This window comes from Lutibacter sp. (assembly GCF_041562875.1).
Classification (GTDB): domain Bacteria; phylum Bacteroidota; class Bacteroidia; order Flavobacteriales; family Flavobacteriaceae; genus Lutibacter.
The window spans coordinates 1-16,470 of record NZ_JBFFOE010000035.1; the positions used below are offsets into that span (position 1 = coordinate 1).

Consider the following 16,470-nt stretch of genomic DNA (forward strand, 5'->3'; position numbering starts at 1 on the left):
ATTCTATAGAAGAATTATTAAATAAACAAATAGTAGCTATTATTAACTTTCAAAAAAAACAAATCGCTAATTTTCTTAGTGAGTGTTTAATTCTTGGAATTGAAAATAATCAAAATAAAATTGTTTTACTCCAAGCTTCTATGAAAAATTTAACCAATGGAGAACAAATTAATTAAACACACTTTAAATTAAAATCAAGTTATAAATTTAAATAAAGCCTTAAAAGAATCCTAATATGAGTAAAGAAAAATATACCGCAGAAACTACTAGATATGAAAAAATGAAGTACAGACGTACTGGAAAAAGCGGGCTGCAATTACCTGAATTATCTTTAGGTTTATGGCACAATTTTGGTTTTAACGATGATTTTGATAATTCAAGAGATTTATTAAAATGTGCTTTTGATAATGGAATTACACATTTTGATTTAGCTAATAATTACGGAATACCAGCTGGATCAGCCGAATCAACGTTAGGAAAAATATTAAAAAAAGAATTCAAAAGTTATAGAGATGAATTAATTATTTCTTCAAAAGCGGGTTACGGAATGTGGCCAGGACCTTATGGAGATTTTGGTTCTAAAAAATACTTGACAGCAAGTTTAGACCAAAGTTTAAAGCGTATGGGCTTAGATTATGTAGATATTTTTTACCATCATCGTCCAGATTCTGAAACACCTTTAGAAGAAACTATGGGAACGTTAGATTTAATGGTTCGTCAAGGGAAAGCATTGTATGTTGGAATTTCAAATTATAATGCTGAAGAGACTGCTAAAGCTTCTAAAATTTTAAATAATCTTGGAACCCCTTGCTTAATTCATCAGCCAAAATACAATATGTTTGACCGCTGGGTTGAAAATAGTTTATTGGATACTCTTGAGACTGAAGGCATTGGATCTATTGCCTTTTCTCCTTTAGCTCAGGGCATGCTTACCAGCAGATATTTAAATGGTTTCCCTGAAGATTCAAGAGCAGTTAAAGATGGTCGTTTTATAAACACTACTCAAATAAGTAGCATGCTTTCAAAAATTAAGCAATTAAATGAAATTGCTAAAAACAGAAATCAAAGCTTGGCTCAAATGGCAATTTCTTGGATTTTAAAAGATCAAAGAATTACATCTGTATTAATTGGAGCAAGTAAAACATCTCAAATTTTAGATAGTTTAAAGGCTATTGATAATACTACTTTTTCTGAAGAAGAATTACAAAAAATAGAGCATATTTTAAAGTAAAATATCTTTAAAAACAAAAAGGGACGCTTATAAATAAGTGTCCCCTTTCTAAAGTACATTCGCCAGCCATAGCTAGTGTACCATTTTTTACAAGCTAGCCAAACTAGCTTTTATAGTTTTTTTAAATCAATAATTAAAGAATCCTCAACACCCAAATATCTCCTACTACCTAAATAACGATTTACATTTCCTTCATCATAAATATTTGAAGACGAATCAACAGAATTTAATTTAACTCTACCTGATGAGTGAATGAATTCTTTTTTACCATTACCTAACCAAATACCAACATGAGTAACTCGTTGCTTTTTAATTTCAGTTGCTTTTGAACCAAAAAAAAGTAAATCTCCTTTTTCTAAACCTTCAAATTTTAAGTTTTCATCAACTATTTTTCCAGCAAAAATTTGCTGAGAAGCGTCTCTTGGCGTTACAAAACCATTCATTAAATATACGGTTTTTACAAATCCACTACAATCCACAGCTTTTGAAGAAGTTCCTCCCCATAAATAAGGAGAGCCTAATAAGCTTTTCGCATAATTCTCAATGCCCTCCTGTGAAGGATTCAAATTCTCTAGCCAACTTGAATATATCTGTGCTTCAACTTTTTTCACAAATCCAATTCTTCCATCAGGTAATTGAATTTTATAACTGTTAGTTAATTCCTCCTTCAATTTAACTTTTCCACCAAGAACAATATCAGCTAATATAATTGTAAAATCTTTGTCTTGATATAAATTTCCTGTCGTTTTGGAATAAATAACGAGTCCAGAATCTAACCATTCTTCTAATTTTTTCTTATTTACCAACTGAATACCTCCATTATCAACCCAAGCTATGTATTTTTCTGGTGTTTGCACTAAAGTAAATGAACCTTCTTTTTTCAAAACCTTTAATTTCGTTCCTAAAACAACTTGAGTAGCTAATTCAGCTGAATGCTTAGCATTACCTCTTAAGTTACATACGGAATTATTTGCTATAGCATACTTTTCATCACCTACAGCTGCATCTGGTAAAACTGTAACCTTGTCTTCAAACTTAGAACCTTTAGTTGCTATAACCTTCCTTAATTCTTCAATAGCAGCAGCATTGTCGGTTTCACCTTTTAATACTAAAACATCACCTTTTTCCTCTAATGAAACATTATAAATAGCAACTCTTTTATCTGGTGCATATTTAATTTTTATGCTATTGTTCAAGTTTTCAAACGACTGAATTGAATTTTCATCAGTTTCACAGGAATAAAATAGAACAATAAATAGTAAATATTTCAATGACTTCATTATTTCAAATTTAAAGATTAAACAAACTAGCTTTTATAGTTTCAATTTTCGCCAAAGCATCAGCTTCTTTTTGACGCTCTATCTTAAGAACATTCTCAGGAGCGTTATTTACAAAGCGTTCATTACTTAGTTTATTTTGAACAGATTTTAAGAAACCTAATGTATATTTAAGCTCTTCTTCTAATTTTGCTTTTTCTTCTTCAACATTAATATCTGAAGTCATAGGAATAAAATACTCGTTAGATTTTACTCTAAAACTTAAAGCACCTTCAACCTTTTCATTTACATATTTTAAAGATGATAAATTTCCTAATTTTTCTATTACAGCATCTAAATCTTTATTTGAATTTTCACTATTTAAAACTGATAATTCAATAGTGTTTTTAAATGCTATATTTTTGTCTTTTCTAATACTTCTAATATTTGAAATAACTTCCGAAGTAAACTTAAAATCATTTATTAATGATTCATTTACAATAGACGTTTTAGGATATTCAGCAATTATTAGTGCCTCTTCCGGAGTTCTATTTGTAATCTCTTGCCAAATTTCTTCAGAAATAAAAGGCATATATGGATGAAGTACTTTTAAATTATCTTCTAAAAAACAAATTACTGAATGATAAGTTTTAGCATCAATTGGTTGTTGATACCCTGGTTTCACCATTTCTAAAAACCAAGAAGAAAAATCGTCCCAAACCAGTTTATAAATACTCATTAAAGCTTCACTAATACGGTATTGCTCAAAAGATTTATCTAAATCTTGTAATGTTTGTTGAAATTTAGCTTGATACCATTCAATTGCAACTTTTGAAGATTGTGGTTGTTCAAGTGTTTCATCAATTTCCCATCCTTTAATTAAACGAAAAGAATTCCAAATTTTATTTGAAAAATTACGTCCTTGAGCACATAATTCTTCATCAAACAACAAATCGTTACCCGCAGCAGAACACAATAACATTCCAACACGAACACCATCTGCTCCATATTTCTCGATTAATTCAATTGGATCAGGAGAGTTTCCTAATGATTTTGACATCTTTCTACCTTTACCGTCACGTACAATTCCTGTGAAATATACATTGGTAAATGGTTTTTCATTTCTAAATTCGTAACCTGCAAAAATCATACGAGCCACCCAAAAGAAAATAATATCAGGTCCAGTAACTAAATCGTTTGTTGGATAATAATATTCTATTTCTTTATTATCTGGATTTCTAATTCCGTCAAAAACTGAGATTGGCCATAACCAAGAAGAAAACCAAGTATCTAATGCATCTGGATCTTGAGTTAAATCAGTTGATGTTACTTCTTTTCCTAATTTTTCTGAAGCCAATTTAGCAGCTTCTTCAATTGTTGAAGCAATTACAAAATCGTTCACACCATCACCATAAAAATATGCTGGAATTTGATGTCCCCACCAAAGCTGACGAGAAATATTCCAATCTCTAATATTCTCTAACCAATGACGGTATGTGCTGTTATAATGTTTTGGAAAAAAATGAATTTCTTCATCTTCCAAAACCGCTTTTAAGGCTGGTTCAACAATCGTTTCCATTTTCAAAAACCATTGTGCAGAAATCTTCGGTTCAATAACTTCTTTTGTTCTTTCTGAAGTACCTACCTTATGCATATATGGTTCAACTTTCACTAAACAACCTAACTCTTCCAATTCTTTGGTTATTTCTTTTCGAACTACAAAACGATCTTTTCCTTCATAATGCAATCCGAAAGAATTTAAAGAAGCATCATCATTAAAAATATCTATAACTTCTAAATTATGTTTTTCTCCAAGTACTTTATCATTTGGATCGTGTGCAGGAGTTACTTTTAAACAACCTGTCCCAAACTCAACATCTACATATTCATCTTCAATTATTGGAATTACTCTATTACAAACTGGTACAATAGCCTTTTTCCCTTTTAAATGTTTAAAACGCTCATCATTTGGATTGATACAAATTGCTGTGTCTCCAAAAATAGTTTCAGGACGCGTAGTTGCAATTGTTAAAACATCATTAGAATCTTCAATTTTATAATTTAAATAGTATAAATTCCCTTGTTTTTCTTCAAATATAACTTCTTCATCAGATAAAGTTGTTTTTGCTGAAGGATCCCAATTTACCATTCTATAACCACGATAAATTAATCCTTTATGATACAAATCAACAAAAACTTTAGTTACAGCTTCACTTAAATCTGGATCCATTGTAAACTTTGTTCGTTCCCAATCACATGAAGCTCCCAATTTTTTTAGCTGCTCAAGAATTATTCCACCATGTTTATCAGTCCATTCCCAAGCGTGTTTTAAAAACTCATCACGTGTTAAATCTGATTTATTAATCCCTTCTTCCTTCAATTTAGCAACAACTTTAGCTTCTGTTGCTATAGATGCATGGTCTGTACCTGGTACCCAACAAGCGTTAAAACCTTTTAATCTAGCTCTTCTTATCAATACATCTTGTATTGTATTGTTAAGCATATGCCCCATATGCAAAACACCTGTTACGTTTGGAGGAGGAATTACAATTGTGTAAGGTTCTTTTTCATTAGGGACTGAATGAAAATAATTGTTTTCCATCCAGTAATCATACCATTTTTTCTCAATATCCTGAGGGTTGTATTTTGCTGCTAAACTCATTGTGGTCTAATTTTTGTAATATAGTTTGCAAATGTACAATTATAAGAGATAACACAAAATATTTTGAAAACTTAAAAAAAATACTAACTTTACATCTTAAAACTTTAAAATTATGAAAAAAATAATAACATTATTATTTATTGGGCTTTTAACATTTTCAATAAACGCTCAAGAAAAAACAGTTGCTGAACCAGTTCAAGACCCTAATGCACCTGCATTTGAATTTGAAACTGAAGTTATTGATTACGGAAAAATAGACTTAAATGCCGATGGTGTCCGTGTTTTTAAATTTAAAAACGTTGGAAAATCACCTTTGATTATCAGTAATATTAAATCTAGCTGTGGTTGTACGGTTCCTAAAAAACCAACTGAACCAATTATGCCAGGCGCAACAGGTGAGATTGAAGTAAAATATGCTACAAACAGACCAGGAGGATTTTCAAAAACTATAACAGTAAATTCTAATGCTACTGAATCTGCAAAACAATTAAGAATTAAAGGAATTGTTATTAAACCTGAATCTGCAGTAGAAAAAGTAAGACCAACAATGTCTGCAGATTAAGAAAACTAAACCTTATAAATAAAATAATAAAGGCTTTCAAATTTGAAAGCCTTTATTATTTTAACAAGTTTTTTAAACGAAATTGATATTCATAATCTTGTCCATTCCTCTCAATAACTAAACTTATTTTTTTATTTTCTTTTTGATAAAATTTTTCAACAATTTCTTCTAGTTTTAAATTATAGGTATAATGTCCATCAATTTTAATAACAATATCATTTGCTTGTAATCCAGCATGATATGCTGGAGAATTTTTTGTTACTTTAAAAATTTTATAGGTGGGCCTAAAACTATATTTATAATTATAATCTAATGCAATTCTATTTTGCTGAGTGCTCTCTTTATCACTTGATAAAGAGAAACTAGTGAAGTCGGGTTCTTTTATCAATAATTTTCCATTATAAACTAATTCAATTCCACTCATATTATATCTAAAAGGCTCATTAAATGAACTTCCTTTTTTTAAAGTAATTTTATTTTTTTTATAATCAAACGTCACAATAAAACGTTTTAGAATATTTGCTCCTAAACTCCCATTTCGTTCTTCAAACTTAAGAGCATTTGCAATAGATAATGAATCTGGGAAAGAAACCGTAGGATATTTTAATTCAAATTTCCCTAAAACTAATCCTTTAATTATTGACCTTTTCCCATAAATTGATCCACTTAATCCTTCACCCAAAAAATCAATAAAAAACTTTTTAGGTGGTAATATATCTGGGTGACTACTTTCAAATAACCACATAGCATCACTTCCTCCAGAATCAATCAATAACTTAACAGGTGTTATTTTATTAGTAAAAGAATCCAATTTTATCCCAACATTTATATAAGGTTTTAATTTATAAAATTCTATATCAAATGTTTCGCATTTTCTAAAGTTCTTATAACTAAAAGTCTCTGTATTATAAAAAGTTAATTTTTTACTGCCATAGTTTATTTTAACAACAAAATCTTTCAATATTTTATAACCTATAATTCCATGGATAGTAATTCCAAGTTTGGAAGATAAATCAAAACTATCATCAAAAACTACATATAAATCTTGATTTGTACTTCTAATATTCTTAATTCCAAAAATATTACCTTTAGATAATATAGCATCAATTGCATCTTCTTTCCCTAAACCTTGTAATTTAATTTTTTCTACATTATTAAGTTGTACCGAATCTTTATTATTTATGTTAAATAAGATTGTGGTTCCAACTCCTGAATCTAGTATGAAATTTAATTCCTTACCATTTACTTCAATAGGAAAAATAACTAAATTATTAATTAATTTAAAAGAAACAGTTTGTTTTGTAGCATTATTAATGAGTCTAAAATTGCTTTGTGCAACACTAACTTTTGAACAAAAAAGTAGTGCTATAATAATATATATATATGTAAAACCAATTTTCAACAATATTAAATTTTAATTTTAGTGGTAAACTACAAAAAAGGCTTATTATAACACAACTTTTATGAAAACTTTAACCTATAACAAATCACATCAAAAGTTAAGAACTTTAAATTAAATTTCGCAATTTTGTAGTATAATTTTTCAAAAATAAAAAATATGCCTACAATATCTATTAAAGGTAAAAATATGCCTGAATCACCAATTAGAAAACTGGTTCCTTATGCCGAAAATGCTAAAAAAAGGGGAATTGAAGTTTTTCATTTAAATATTGGTCAGCCAGATATAAAAACACCAGATATAGCTCTTGAAGCTATAAAAAATAACACTATTAAAGTGTTAGCTTATAGCCGATCAGAAGGATCAGAAGAATACCGTCAAAAACTAGCAAATTATTATATAAAACACAATATAAATGTTAATGCTGATGAGATTATAATTACAACCGGTGGGTCTGAAGCGTTGTTATTTGCAATGGGAAGTGTTTGTGATCCTGGTGATGAAATTATTATTCCTGAACCGTTTTACGCAAATTATAATGGATTTTCAACAGCTTCAGGTGTTACTATTGTTCCTGTAATATCTAAAATTGAAGAAAATTTTGCCTTACCTCCTATTGAAGAATTTGAGAAATTAATTTCATCAAAAACAAAAGCAATTTTAATTTGTAATCCTGGAAACCCTACTGGATATCTATATTCAAAAGAAGAAATTCAAAAATTAGCAACTATTGTAAAAAAACATGATTTATTTTTAATTGCTGATGAGGTTTATAGAGAATTTGTATATGATAATGTGCAACATCAATCTGTTTTAAGTGATTTTGGTTTAGAAAATAATGCTATTATAATTGACTCTGTATCCAAACGTTACAGTATGTGTGGCGCACGTATTGGTTGTTTGGTTTCAAAAAACAAAGAAGTTATAAGTACTGCATTAAAATTTGCTCAAGCTCGTTTAAGTCCACCAACATTTGCACAAATTGCAAGTGAAGCTGCTTTAGAAACTCCACAATCATATTTTGATGAAGTTATCATTGAATACAAGGCCAGAAGAGATCTTTTAATCTCAGAATTAAGTAAAATTGATGGTATAAAAGTGGCATCTCCAAAAGGCGCATTTTACTGTGTAGTTGAGCTTCCTGTTGACAATGCCGATAAATTTGCACAATGGCTGTTAGAAGATTTTAATTTAAACAATCAAACAGTTATGGTTGCTCCTGCAGCAGGTTTCTATTCAACAAAAGGGTTTGGAACAAAACAAATAAGAATTGCTTACGTTTTGAAAAAAGAGGATTTAATTACTTCTGTTAAAATATTAAAAGCTGCTATTTTAAAATACAATAAAAATTAATTGAAAATCCAACAAAACATACCTTTAAAAAAATACAATACGTTTGGTATTTCAACAAATGCCAAACGTTTTGTATCCATAAATTCATTAAAAGAATTAAAAGAAATTATCACTCTTGAGAAGGATGTTTTTCTTTTAGGTGGCGGTAGCAATATGCTATTAACTACTGATATTGAGAAATTAGTACTTCACTTAAATCTAAAAGGTATTATTGTAAATGATACAGAGAATGAAGTTGTTTTTGTAACTGCTGAAGCTGGTGAAAATTGGCATGAATTTGTAGTTTGGTGTATTTCTCAAAACTATGGTGGTTTAGAAAACTTATCATTAATCCCTGGAAATGTTGGTACATCACCCATTCAAAATATTGGTGCGTATGGAGTTGAAATAAAAGATACGTTTCATCAATTGGAAGCTCTTGAGATTGAAACTGGAAAAATCAAAATATTTAAACTTGAAGATTGTGATTTTGGATATCGGAATTCAGTTTTTAAAAAGGAATTAAAAGATAAATACATTATTATAAATGTTACTTTTAAACTTACAAAAAAACATCACAAAATCAATATTTCATATGGAGCAATAAGCTCTTTATTAGAAAATAAAGAGAATCCTACAATTAAAGATATTTCAGATGCTGTAGTTGCAATTAGACAAAGCAAACTACCTGACCCTCAAGAAATTGGAAATAGCGGAAGTTTTTTTAAAAATCCGGTAATCAACCACAATTCTTTTAAAATCTTACAAAAAAAATATCCAGAAATTCCACATTATATAGTTTCAGAAAATGAAATAAAAATACCTGCTGGTTGGTTAATTGAGCAATGTGGCTTTAAAGGAAAACGCTTTGGTGATGCTGGTGTTCATACAAAACAAGCATTAGTTTTAGTAAATTATAACAACGCAACTGGGCAAGAAATATACAGCTTAGCTAAAAATATTCAGCAAAAAATAAAAGACACATTTAATATTGATTTAGCTATTGAAGTTAATATAATTTAAACTGTTACTTCTAACAATTTACAATTTTCTGAAATTATTATCACTGTATTTGCAATTGCAGGAATTAATATTGTTTCACCAGTTTTAATAATTTCTGAATTATCAAAAATAGAAATTTCTGCACTTACTTCAACACACATAAAAATTACAAATGAATCTATTTGCGAATAATCAAGTACTGTTTTATTTACTACTGGAATAAAATTAGTTTTAAAATATGGGCAAGAAACAACTATATTTAAAATATTAACCTCTTTACTATAGTTTATTTCTGCATCAATTTTATCAATAAAATTTAATGCACCTACAGCCAATTCTGTATGTAATTCCCTTTTATTACCTTCCACATCAACTCTATCAAAATCGTAAATTCAATAAGTAATATCTGATGTTTGTTGGATTTCTGCTAATATAATACCTGCCTCAATGGAATGAATTATTCCTGTTTCAATAAAAAAGGCATCACCAGTTTTCACTATAACTTCATTTAAAACAGATACTATTTTTTTTCTTCTAAAAGAGATACATATTTTTTTGTAGTTATAATTTCCTTAAAACCTAATATCAATCTTGCATTTTCTTCAACCTGCATAACATACCACATTTCCTTTTTCCCAATCGATTTGTGGCGTGTTTTTGACAATTCATCATTTGGGTAAACTTGAACAGATAAATCTTGTTTGCGTCAATAAACTTAATTAACAAGGGAAAATTATCTCTAAAATTTGCATAATTATTTTTCCCTAATAAGTTAGATTTATAAGTTATTAATAATTCTTTTAAAGAAAAACCCCTTAAATTTCCGTTAGAAACTATTGAAACAGTTCCTTCAACACCAGAAATTTCCCAACTTTCTCCAACATTTTTTAAGCTAGATTTTTTATTAAATTGAGTTGATAATTTATTATTACTTAATAATTTCTTTTAATGATTTTATTACATAATCTATTTCCTCAAGTGTATTAAATTTACTAAAGGAAAATCGAATAGAAGTTTTAATAGCTTCTTTTTCATCTAATATGGCATTTAAAACATGTGAACCTTTATTACTGCCACTTTGGCAAGCACTCCCACCTGATACTGCTATTCCTTTTAAATCCAAATTAAAAATCAACATTGGATATTCTTTTGAAAATCGAACGTTTAAAATAATATAACTACTTTTTGTTTCACTTTCAGCATACCCGTTGAATTCTATTCCTTCAAAATTATTTTTTAACTCAGAAATAAAATAACTTTTTACTTTTTGAATGTCATTAGATTCTTCTTTTAGATTAGCACATGCAATTTCCAACGCTTTTTCCATTCCTAAAATACTATGAATATTTTCAGTTCCTGCTCTGGCTCCTCGCTCTTGTTCTCCTCCGTGTAAAATTGGATTTACACCAAATCCTTTTTTAATATACGCAAACCCTACACCTTTTGGTCCGTGAAATTTATGTGCACTAGAGACAAAAAAATCTATAGGGGTTTCTTTAATGTCAATTTTAAAATGCCCAATTCCTTGCACAGCATCAGAATGAAATAAAGCATTATTTGCAATACATAAATTTGAAACTTTTTTTAAATCTAATACATTCCCAATTTCGTTATTAACATACATTAAACTTACTAATTTTTTTTCGTCAGATTGTTTAAGTAATTCTTCTAAATGTGTGTAATTTACACCTCCTCTTTCATCTAAATCTACCCAACTAACTTGAATATTAAATTCTTTAACAAGATTATCTATCGTATGTAAAATTGCATGATGCTCAATTTTTGATGAAATAATGGTAGTTACTCCCAAATTTGTAACTGCATTTCTTAAAATTAAATTATCCGCTTCACTTGCTCCTGCAGTGAAAATAATTTCATTTGAAACTGCATTAAATTGTTTTGCTATATTTTTTCGAGCTGTTTCAACCAAAGATTTTGACTTTCTTCCAATTTGATGAGTTGAAGATGGATTTCCATAAAAATTGACCATTGCATTCGTAATTACATCAATTACTTCTGGCAAAATAGGTGTTGTTGCAGCGTTGTCTAAATATATATTTTTCATCAAAAGCAAAAGTAATTAAAATAGTTGGTTTCATTTAGCGTTGAATTACTTAAAACCCTTATTTTTGTCTTGAAAATTTTATATAAATGAAAAAAATAATTTTACTTTTTTTAACAATTTCATTATGCTCTTGTAATGATGGTGATTTTGATGTGCCATCTTTTGAATTTACTTCTGATGTTAAAAGTTGTGGAGAATATGTTATTTACAAGAAAAATAGTACTAGTACTGAAGTTATAATTTTAACTTTAACACCTACAAATATAGGAACAACTATAGGTGATAAAACTGTTGCAATCTCTACAACTTCAAGTGTAACTTATAGAATTTTAGAAGATGGAATTGATTCAAATTATTTCTGTCAGTCCATTCCACCCTCAACTCCAAGAGTTTTGAAAGAATTAATAGCTGACAGTGGCACAATTAATATAACAACTGCTGAGATTTTAACAAATGAAGTTATAACAGGTTACACATATACAATCACAATTTCAGATTTATTATTTAATGATGTTAATGAGCGTATTTTCTTTGAAAGTTTTGATTTTGGGATACTTACTGTTAACCTTTAGTATTCTGATAAATATAAACTTCTGTGGCTCCTAATCCATACTTTTGAAATGAAGCCTCATAGGATTTAACTTGGTAATTCTTAAACAAAAATTCTAGCTCTGATTTTAAAACACCTTGCCCAACTCCATGAATAAAAACAATTTTTGGAATTCTGTTTTTAATCGCGAATTCTAATTTATGTTTTGCTTCATTCATTTGTAAATTTAACATATCATAATTATCCATTCCTTTAGTTGAAGCCGTTAAATGATGAATATGCAAATCTACTTCCATAGGTGGAAGTTTATCATTTAAATTAGCTGTTTTAAATTTAGGTGCATTCTTTTTCTTAGTTGTGTAATTAATTTTTTCTAACAAACCTTCATTAGAAATATCACTGAATTTAGAAAGTTCTCTTTGACTTTGCCCAATAACCACCAACTCTTTAGGCAAAAATTCAAAAGAAAATCCATCTTCAGATTCAATTACAATTTTATGCGTATAAACCTCAATAACTTTACCTTTAATTACATCATCAAGTACTGCAACTTTATCCCCTACTTTAAATTCCATTTATATCAGATTATTTTAACTTTGAAAATTACTATTTTTTAGAACTACTTTTTATTTGAAAAATTTAATTTAGTTAATTTCTTAACTTTTAATTAATTTTACAAAAATATTTAGGCAAAGTTAAAACAATATTTTTGTAGAAAAAGAAAATGATGGAACAAACTATTTCAATAAACACTGAACAATTTTTTAAAGACGCGCTTACCAATTTAAAAATTGATGAAAATAGGATGAAATTACTTCAATCTATTGCATTATTTATTACAAATGAGCTAGAACAAAATAAACGTGTTAACCTCAATTATATTTGCACTCACAATAGCAGAAGAAGCCAATTAGCACAAGTTTGGAGTAGTTATGCTTCTTATTATTTTAAATTTTCTGAAATCTATAGTTTTTCAGGAGGTACAATGGCTACTTCTTTCTATAGAAATACCGTTAAAACATTACAAGAAGTTGGTTTTGACTTTCAAATATTAGAATTTTCTCATGAAAACCCAGTGTATTCAATTAGTTATAAAAATTGCATAAATCCAATAATTGGATTTTCTAAATTATATGATAGTGAACATCATAAAAAACCATTTATAGCTATCACAACTTGCTCTAGTGCTGATGAAAACTGCCCTTTTATTCCTAATGCTATTGAACGTTTTCATTTACCGTTTAACGATCCTAAGATGTATGACAATACGCTGCTCCAATCTGAAAAATATTTGGAAACAAATAAGCAAATAGCTGGTGAAATTCATTTTATATTTAATTCTATTAAAAATTCAATATAATATTTTTGTACATTCGTTTGTAACAATTTTTATTATAATTTAAAAGAAAAATGATGGATCAAAATCAACCAAAAAACTACCTTGTTGAATCTATTTTAGTAACTATTTTTTGCTGTTTACCTTTTGGAATAGTAGGTATTGTATTTGCAAGTCAAGTAAATTCTAAATTTTCTTCTGGAGATTATCATGGAGCACAGGAAGCTTCTGAAAATGCAAAAAAATGGATGAAATGGGGATTCTTTTCAGGGATTGCTATTATTCTTTTATATGCTATTGTTATTTTTGCAATAGGAGGAGTTGCTATAATGGGTTTAGGTAATGACTATTAATTTAACTTATGAACTTAAAAACTATAGGATTTCTTTTACTTGGAATAAGTGTAGCAATCCTATATTTTTTTGTAAATCCAAGTGATGTTAATTTTTTCCCTAAATGCCCTTTATATTTAACCACAGGTATTTATTGTCCTGGTTGTGGAAGTCAACGTGCAACACATCAATTGTTACAATTTAACTTAATTGGGGTTCTTCAACAAAACGTCTTGTATTTTTTTGGAATATTAATTTTAGGATATCATGGAATGATTACTGGCTTAAACCTCTATTTTAAAAAGAGTATTTACAACTATATCTATCATCCTAAAACACCAATAATAATTTTAGTTATCATTATTATTTATTGGGTTTTACGAAATATTCCATATTATCCATTTACTATTTTAGCTCCTAATTAAAAAAACAATTAAATTCATATGTTATTTTGTTTGTTGAAATAGTTTTTAATAACCAACAATTGCAACATAACTAAAATAGAAAAGAATACAAAACTGTATGTAAATGTGCTTGAAAAATGAATATTTTTAAAGATATTTATTGAAGAAATATTTTCAAAAACTTTAATTGAAGTGATTTTATTAAAAAATGATACATTTAGTTTTGATAATAAGTATGAATTTTCAGAATTTCCTGCCAACATAAAAATACTAAAAGCAAAAAAGACCATAATTATCAATAACCAAGCTGATTTTGATATTAAAGGCTGATATACTTTTGATAAAGAAAGTTTACTTTCTAATTTTACAGAATTCATTACTTTATTCAGAAAATCTTCAGAAGGCGATTCAATTTGCGCTTCCTTAATTATATATTTTGTAATTTCTTCTATGTTTTTAATTGGTTTCATCTTAAATCTATGGTTCTTGGTTCAATAACATGTTTTAAAATTGTTGTTAATTTTTTTCGAGATCTAAATAACTTTGTTTTGATATTATCTTCTGATAAATTTACAACTTTTGAAATTTCCTTTACTGGTAATTCTTCAAAATAATACAATGTTAAAATAATACGCTCATCTTCATTTAATCTTAAAAGTGCATCATTAATTACTTTTTTTCTTTCATTTTCATGCAAATATTCTAAAGCATCTTGCATATTTTCTAAATCACCTTCATTAAAATCATCAATATTTTCAGAATTAACAAATCTTTTATTTTTCTTTAAAACATCTAAACTAGCATAATACGCAATCTTATAAATCCAAGTTGAAAATTTTGATTCACCTTTAAATTTATCTAAATTTTTAAAAGCTTTTACAAATGAATCTTGTGAAACTTCCTCCGCTTCTTCTTTATTTTTAACAATTCTTATAGTAAGTGTATACACCATGTGTTTATACTTCTCAACTAAAAAAGCAAAAGCATTTACGTTACCATTTAACGTTTGTTCTATATAGTACTCGTCGGGTTCGGTGTTCATTTAGATATAGGACGACAATTAAACTAAAGTGGTTACAATTTAATACAATTAAATTTAAATACTCTTTTTTGTAACCGAATGAGAATAATAATCGTCATACCAAATGAAACACATAAAAAACTTAAATTATATATTATGGAAGTAGCATTTGTATTTGTATCACTATTTATCATCATTTTTGGAATATTTTATTTACACTATTCCACAAGAAACAAAGAGCGTTTAGCATTAATTGAAAAAGGAGCTGATGCCAGTATCTTTTTTAGCGCTAAGGCTGCTCAAAAAAAATCACCTGTACCTATTTGGAGAATTTTAATTCTAAATATAGCTGTATTGCTTATTGGTATTGGTATTGGTGTTTTTACGGGTGCTCTTTTAGAAACTTATACTGTAATTGAACATGATATAGCATACACTGGCTCTATCTTTCTAATGGCTGGACTTGGATTATTTACTGGATTTACTTTATCAAAAAAATTAATTGATAAAGAATAACTTTTGAAGTTTTAACATAAAAAAAAGCACCTTAAAGGTGCTTTTTTTTATGTTTTAAATTAAATAATTATTGAATTTCTTCAAAATTCGTATCCATTTTAATATAATCCAAAAATTCTCTACGAACTTCTTTGTCTTTAAATTTCCCTCCAAATTCTGAAGTTACAGTACTACTTACAATATCCCGAACTCCTCTGGAATTTACACATAAATGTTTAGCATCAATAACACAAGCAACATCATCAGTACCCATTGCTTCTTGTAAAGCTTGCACAACTTGCATTGTTAAACGCTCTTGAACTTGTGGTCGTTTTGCAAAATAATCTACAATTCTGTTCATTTTAGAAAGTCCAATTACATTACCATTTGAAATATAAGCAACATGCGCTCTACCTACAATTGGCAATAAATGATGTTCACAGGTAGAATAAACTGTAATGTTTTTTTCTACCAACATTTCACCATATTTATAATTATTATCGAACGTTGATAATTTCGGCTTATTTGTAGGATTTAAACCGCTGAAGATTTCATTCACGTATGCTTTTGCAACTCTTCTTGGCGTTCCTTTTATACTATCATCTTCTAAATCCATTCCCAATGTTTCTAGAATATCTCTAATGCTTGCTTCAATACGATTTCTTTTTTCTTCATCAGAAATATCAAAAGCATCAGCTCTTAAAGGTGTTTTAGCAGATGATGCTACGTGATCATCTCCTATTTCATCTATTGTGTTTTTCATTCCGTTTTTACCTTCAAACATTTTCACTAATTTAGCTTGCAAATTTACAACTTTGTTTCA

Annotated in this window: 19 protein-coding genes; 9 read left to right on the plus strand and 10 right to left on the minus strand. The window is 28.2% G+C overall.

Features of this window, described 5'->3' with window-relative positions; genetic code table 11:
* Positions 1 to 235: 235 nt before the first annotated feature.
* Complete coding sequence (mgrA, locus tag ABY863_RS06710) at positions 236 to 1,231, plus strand: L-glyceraldehyde 3-phosphate reductase (RefSeq protein ID WP_372793491.1); 996 nt, start codon at positions 236 to 238, stop codon at positions 1,229 to 1,231.
* A gap of 110 nt (positions 1,232 to 1,341) precedes the next feature.
* On the opposite strand, the gene ABY863_RS06715 is transcribed toward mgrA, so the two are convergent.
* Positions 1,342 to 2,511: an NlpC/P60 family protein gene (locus ABY863_RS06715; RefSeq protein ID WP_372793492.1), complete on the minus strand. Its 1,170-nt coding sequence runs from the start codon at positions 2,509 to 2,511 to the stop codon at positions 1,342 to 1,344.
* Positions 2,512 to 2,521: 10 nt separating this feature from the next.
* Positions 2,522 to 5,149, minus strand: a complete 2,628-nt coding sequence (locus tag ABY863_RS06720; RefSeq protein WP_372793493.1) for a valine--tRNA ligase — start codon at positions 5,147 to 5,149, stop codon at positions 2,522 to 2,524.
* Positions 5,150 to 5,261: 112 nt separating this feature from the next.
* Here ABY863_RS06720 and ABY863_RS06725 point away from each other — a divergent pair, with 112 nt between their 5' ends.
* Positions 5,262 to 5,711 carry a DUF1573 domain-containing protein gene (locus ABY863_RS06725; protein ID WP_372793494.1) on the plus strand — a complete coding sequence of 150 codons (450 nt, stop codon included), beginning with the start codon at positions 5,262 to 5,264 and terminating at the stop codon, positions 5,709 to 5,711.
* Between the two features lie 55 nt (positions 5,712 to 5,766).
* Here the strand turns inward: ABY863_RS06725 and ABY863_RS06730 are convergent, their stop codons facing one another.
* Positions 5,767 to 7,113, minus strand: coding sequence for a PDZ domain-containing protein (locus ABY863_RS06730; protein WP_372793495.1), 1,347 nt, complete (start codon positions 7,111 to 7,113; stop codon positions 5,767 to 5,769).
* 156 nt (positions 7,114 to 7,269) lie between these two features.
* Here ABY863_RS06730 and ABY863_RS06735 point away from each other — a divergent pair, with 156 nt between their 5' ends.
* Together ABY863_RS06735 and murB are read left to right on the plus strand one after the other, a co-directional pair.
* A complete protein-coding gene (locus ABY863_RS06735; RefSeq protein ID WP_372793496.1) occupies positions 7,270 to 8,463 on the plus strand; it encodes a pyridoxal phosphate-dependent aminotransferase in 1,194 nt (397 codons plus the stop codon).
* Positions 8,464 to 9,465 carry a UDP-N-acetylmuramate dehydrogenase gene (gene murB / locus ABY863_RS06740; protein WP_372793497.1) on the plus strand — a complete coding sequence of 334 codons (1,002 nt, stop codon included), beginning with the start codon at positions 8,464 to 8,466 and terminating at the stop codon, positions 9,463 to 9,465. It abuts the gene before it with no gap.
* Here murB and ABY863_RS06745 read toward each other — a convergent pair.
* The 3 genes from ABY863_RS06745 to ABY863_RS06755 all read right to left on the minus strand — a co-directional run bounded on the left by ABY863_RS06745 (position 9,462) and on the right by ABY863_RS06755 (position 11,509).
* Positions 9,462 to 9,812, minus strand: coding sequence for a hypothetical protein (locus ABY863_RS06745; protein WP_372793498.1), 351 nt, complete (start codon positions 9,810 to 9,812; stop codon positions 9,462 to 9,464). The two genes, murB and ABY863_RS06745, sit on opposite strands and share 4 nt — an antisense overlap.
* A 152-nt stretch (positions 9,813 to 9,964) precedes the next feature.
* The gene (locus ABY863_RS06750; RefSeq protein ID WP_372793499.1) at positions 9,965 to 10,108 is read right to left on the minus strand and encodes a hypothetical protein; all 144 of its coding nucleotides are present in this window, start codon (positions 10,106 to 10,108) and stop codon (positions 9,965 to 9,967) included.
* A 264-nt stretch (positions 10,109 to 10,372) separates the two neighbouring features.
* The gene (locus ABY863_RS06755) at positions 10,373 to 11,509 is read right to left on the minus strand and encodes a cysteine desulfurase family protein (protein ID WP_372793500.1); all 1,137 of its coding nucleotides are present in this window, start codon (positions 11,507 to 11,509) and stop codon (positions 10,373 to 10,375) included.
* An 86-nt stretch (positions 11,510 to 11,595) separates the two neighbouring features.
* Here ABY863_RS06755 and ABY863_RS06760 point away from each other — a divergent pair, with 86 nt between their 5' ends.
* Positions 11,596 to 12,081 (plus strand): hypothetical protein, encoded by a 486-nt coding sequence (locus ABY863_RS06760; protein ID WP_372793501.1) that lies wholly within the window; start codon positions 11,596 to 11,598, stop codon positions 12,079 to 12,081.
* On the opposite strand, the gene ABY863_RS06765 is transcribed toward ABY863_RS06760, so the two are convergent.
* Positions 12,071 to 12,634, minus strand: coding sequence for a DNA mismatch repair protein MutS (locus tag ABY863_RS06765; RefSeq protein WP_372793502.1), 564 nt, complete (start codon positions 12,632 to 12,634; stop codon positions 12,071 to 12,073). The two genes, ABY863_RS06760 and ABY863_RS06765, sit on opposite strands and share 11 nt — an antisense overlap.
* A gap of 152 nt (positions 12,635 to 12,786) precedes the next feature.
* Here ABY863_RS06765 and ABY863_RS06770 point away from each other — a divergent pair, with 152 nt between their 5' ends.
* The 3 genes from ABY863_RS06770 to ABY863_RS06780 are packed head-to-tail and all read left to right on the plus strand — an operon-like array spanning position 12,787 to position 14,152.
* Positions 12,787 to 13,419, plus strand: coding sequence for a hypothetical protein (locus tag ABY863_RS06770; protein WP_372793503.1), 633 nt, complete (start codon positions 12,787 to 12,789; stop codon positions 13,417 to 13,419).
* A 53-nt stretch (positions 13,420 to 13,472) separates the two neighbouring features.
* Entirely contained in the window at positions 13,473 to 13,748 is a 276-nt protein-coding gene (locus ABY863_RS06775; protein WP_372793504.1) for a CD225/dispanin family protein, read from the plus strand.
* 8 nt (positions 13,749 to 13,756) lie between these two features.
* The gene (locus tag ABY863_RS06780; RefSeq protein ID WP_372793505.1) at positions 13,757 to 14,152 is read left to right on the plus strand and encodes a DUF2752 domain-containing protein; all 396 of its coding nucleotides are present in this window, start codon (positions 13,757 to 13,759) and stop codon (positions 14,150 to 14,152) included.
* A 14-nt stretch (positions 14,153 to 14,166) separates the two neighbouring features.
* Here the strand turns inward: ABY863_RS06780 and ABY863_RS06785 are convergent, their stop codons facing one another.
* Both ABY863_RS06785 and ABY863_RS06790 read right to left on the minus strand, forming a co-directional pair.
* On the minus strand, positions 14,167 to 14,601 hold the full coding sequence (locus ABY863_RS06785; RefSeq protein WP_372793506.1) for a hypothetical protein: 435 nt from the start codon (positions 14,599 to 14,601) through the stop codon (positions 14,167 to 14,169).
* Positions 14,598 to 15,173, minus strand: coding sequence for an RNA polymerase sigma factor (locus ABY863_RS06790; protein WP_372793507.1), 576 nt, complete (start codon positions 15,171 to 15,173; stop codon positions 14,598 to 14,600). Before ABY863_RS06790 ends, ABY863_RS06785 begins: the two co-directional genes overlap by 4 nt.
* 135 nt (positions 15,174 to 15,308) lie before the next feature.
* Between ABY863_RS06790 and ABY863_RS06795 the strand changes: the two genes are divergently transcribed.
* Positions 15,309 to 15,668, plus strand: a complete 360-nt coding sequence (locus tag ABY863_RS06795) for a DUF6249 domain-containing protein (protein WP_372793508.1) — start codon at positions 15,309 to 15,311, stop codon at positions 15,666 to 15,668.
* A gap of 67 nt (positions 15,669 to 15,735) precedes the next feature.
* Here the strand turns inward: ABY863_RS06795 and folE are convergent, their stop codons facing one another.
* On the minus strand, positions 15,736 to 16,431 hold the full coding sequence (folE, locus tag ABY863_RS06800; RefSeq protein WP_372793509.1) for a GTP cyclohydrolase I FolE: 696 nt from the start codon (positions 16,429 to 16,431) through the stop codon (positions 15,736 to 15,738).
* Between the last annotated feature and the right edge of the window lie 39 nt (positions 16,432 to 16,470).

Excerpts from the sequence above, each read along its gene's own strand:
- mgrA (WP_372793491.1), top strand. The coding sequence starts at position 236 with ATGAGTAAAGAAAAATATACCGCAGAAACTACTAGATATGAAAAAATG.
- ABY863_RS06715 (WP_372793492.1), bottom strand. The coding sequence starts at position 2,511 with ATGAAGTCATTGAAATATTTACTATTTATTGTTCTATTTTATTCCTGT.
- ABY863_RS06720 (WP_372793493.1), bottom strand. The coding sequence starts at position 5,149 with ATGAGTTTAGCAGCAAAATACAACCCTCAGGATATTGAGAAAAAATGG.
- ABY863_RS06725 (WP_372793494.1), top strand. The coding sequence starts at position 5,262 with ATGAAAAAAATAATAACATTATTATTTATTGGGCTTTTAACATTTTCA.
- ABY863_RS06735 (WP_372793496.1), top strand. The coding sequence starts at position 7,270 with ATGCCTACAATATCTATTAAAGGTAAAAATATGCCTGAATCACCAATT.
- ABY863_RS06755 (WP_372793500.1), bottom strand. The coding sequence starts at position 11,509 with ATGAAAAATATATATTTAGACAACGCTGCAACAACACCTATTTTGCCA.
- ABY863_RS06760 (WP_372793501.1), top strand. The coding sequence starts at position 11,596 with ATGAAAAAAATAATTTTACTTTTTTTAACAATTTCATTATGCTCTTGT.
- ABY863_RS06765 (WP_372793502.1), bottom strand. The coding sequence starts at position 12,634 with ATGGAATTTAAAGTAGGGGATAAAGTTGCAGTACTTGATGATGTAATT.
- ABY863_RS06770 (WP_372793503.1), top strand. The coding sequence starts at position 12,787 with ATGGAACAAACTATTTCAATAAACACTGAACAATTTTTTAAAGACGCG.
- ABY863_RS06775 (WP_372793504.1), top strand. The coding sequence starts at position 13,473 with ATGGATCAAAATCAACCAAAAAACTACCTTGTTGAATCTATTTTAGTA.
- ABY863_RS06780 (WP_372793505.1), top strand. The coding sequence starts at position 13,757 with ATGAACTTAAAAACTATAGGATTTCTTTTACTTGGAATAAGTGTAGCA.
- ABY863_RS06785 (WP_372793506.1), bottom strand. The coding sequence starts at position 14,601 with ATGAAACCAATTAAAAACATAGAAGAAATTACAAAATATATAATTAAG.
- ABY863_RS06790 (WP_372793507.1), bottom strand. The coding sequence starts at position 15,173 with ATGAACACCGAACCCGACGAGTACTATATAGAACAAACGTTAAATGGT.
- ABY863_RS06795 (WP_372793508.1), top strand. The coding sequence starts at position 15,309 with ATGGAAGTAGCATTTGTATTTGTATCACTATTTATCATCATTTTTGGA.
- folE (WP_372793509.1), bottom strand. The coding sequence starts at position 16,431 with ATGTTTGAAGGTAAAAACGGAATGAAAAACACAATAGATGAAATAGGA.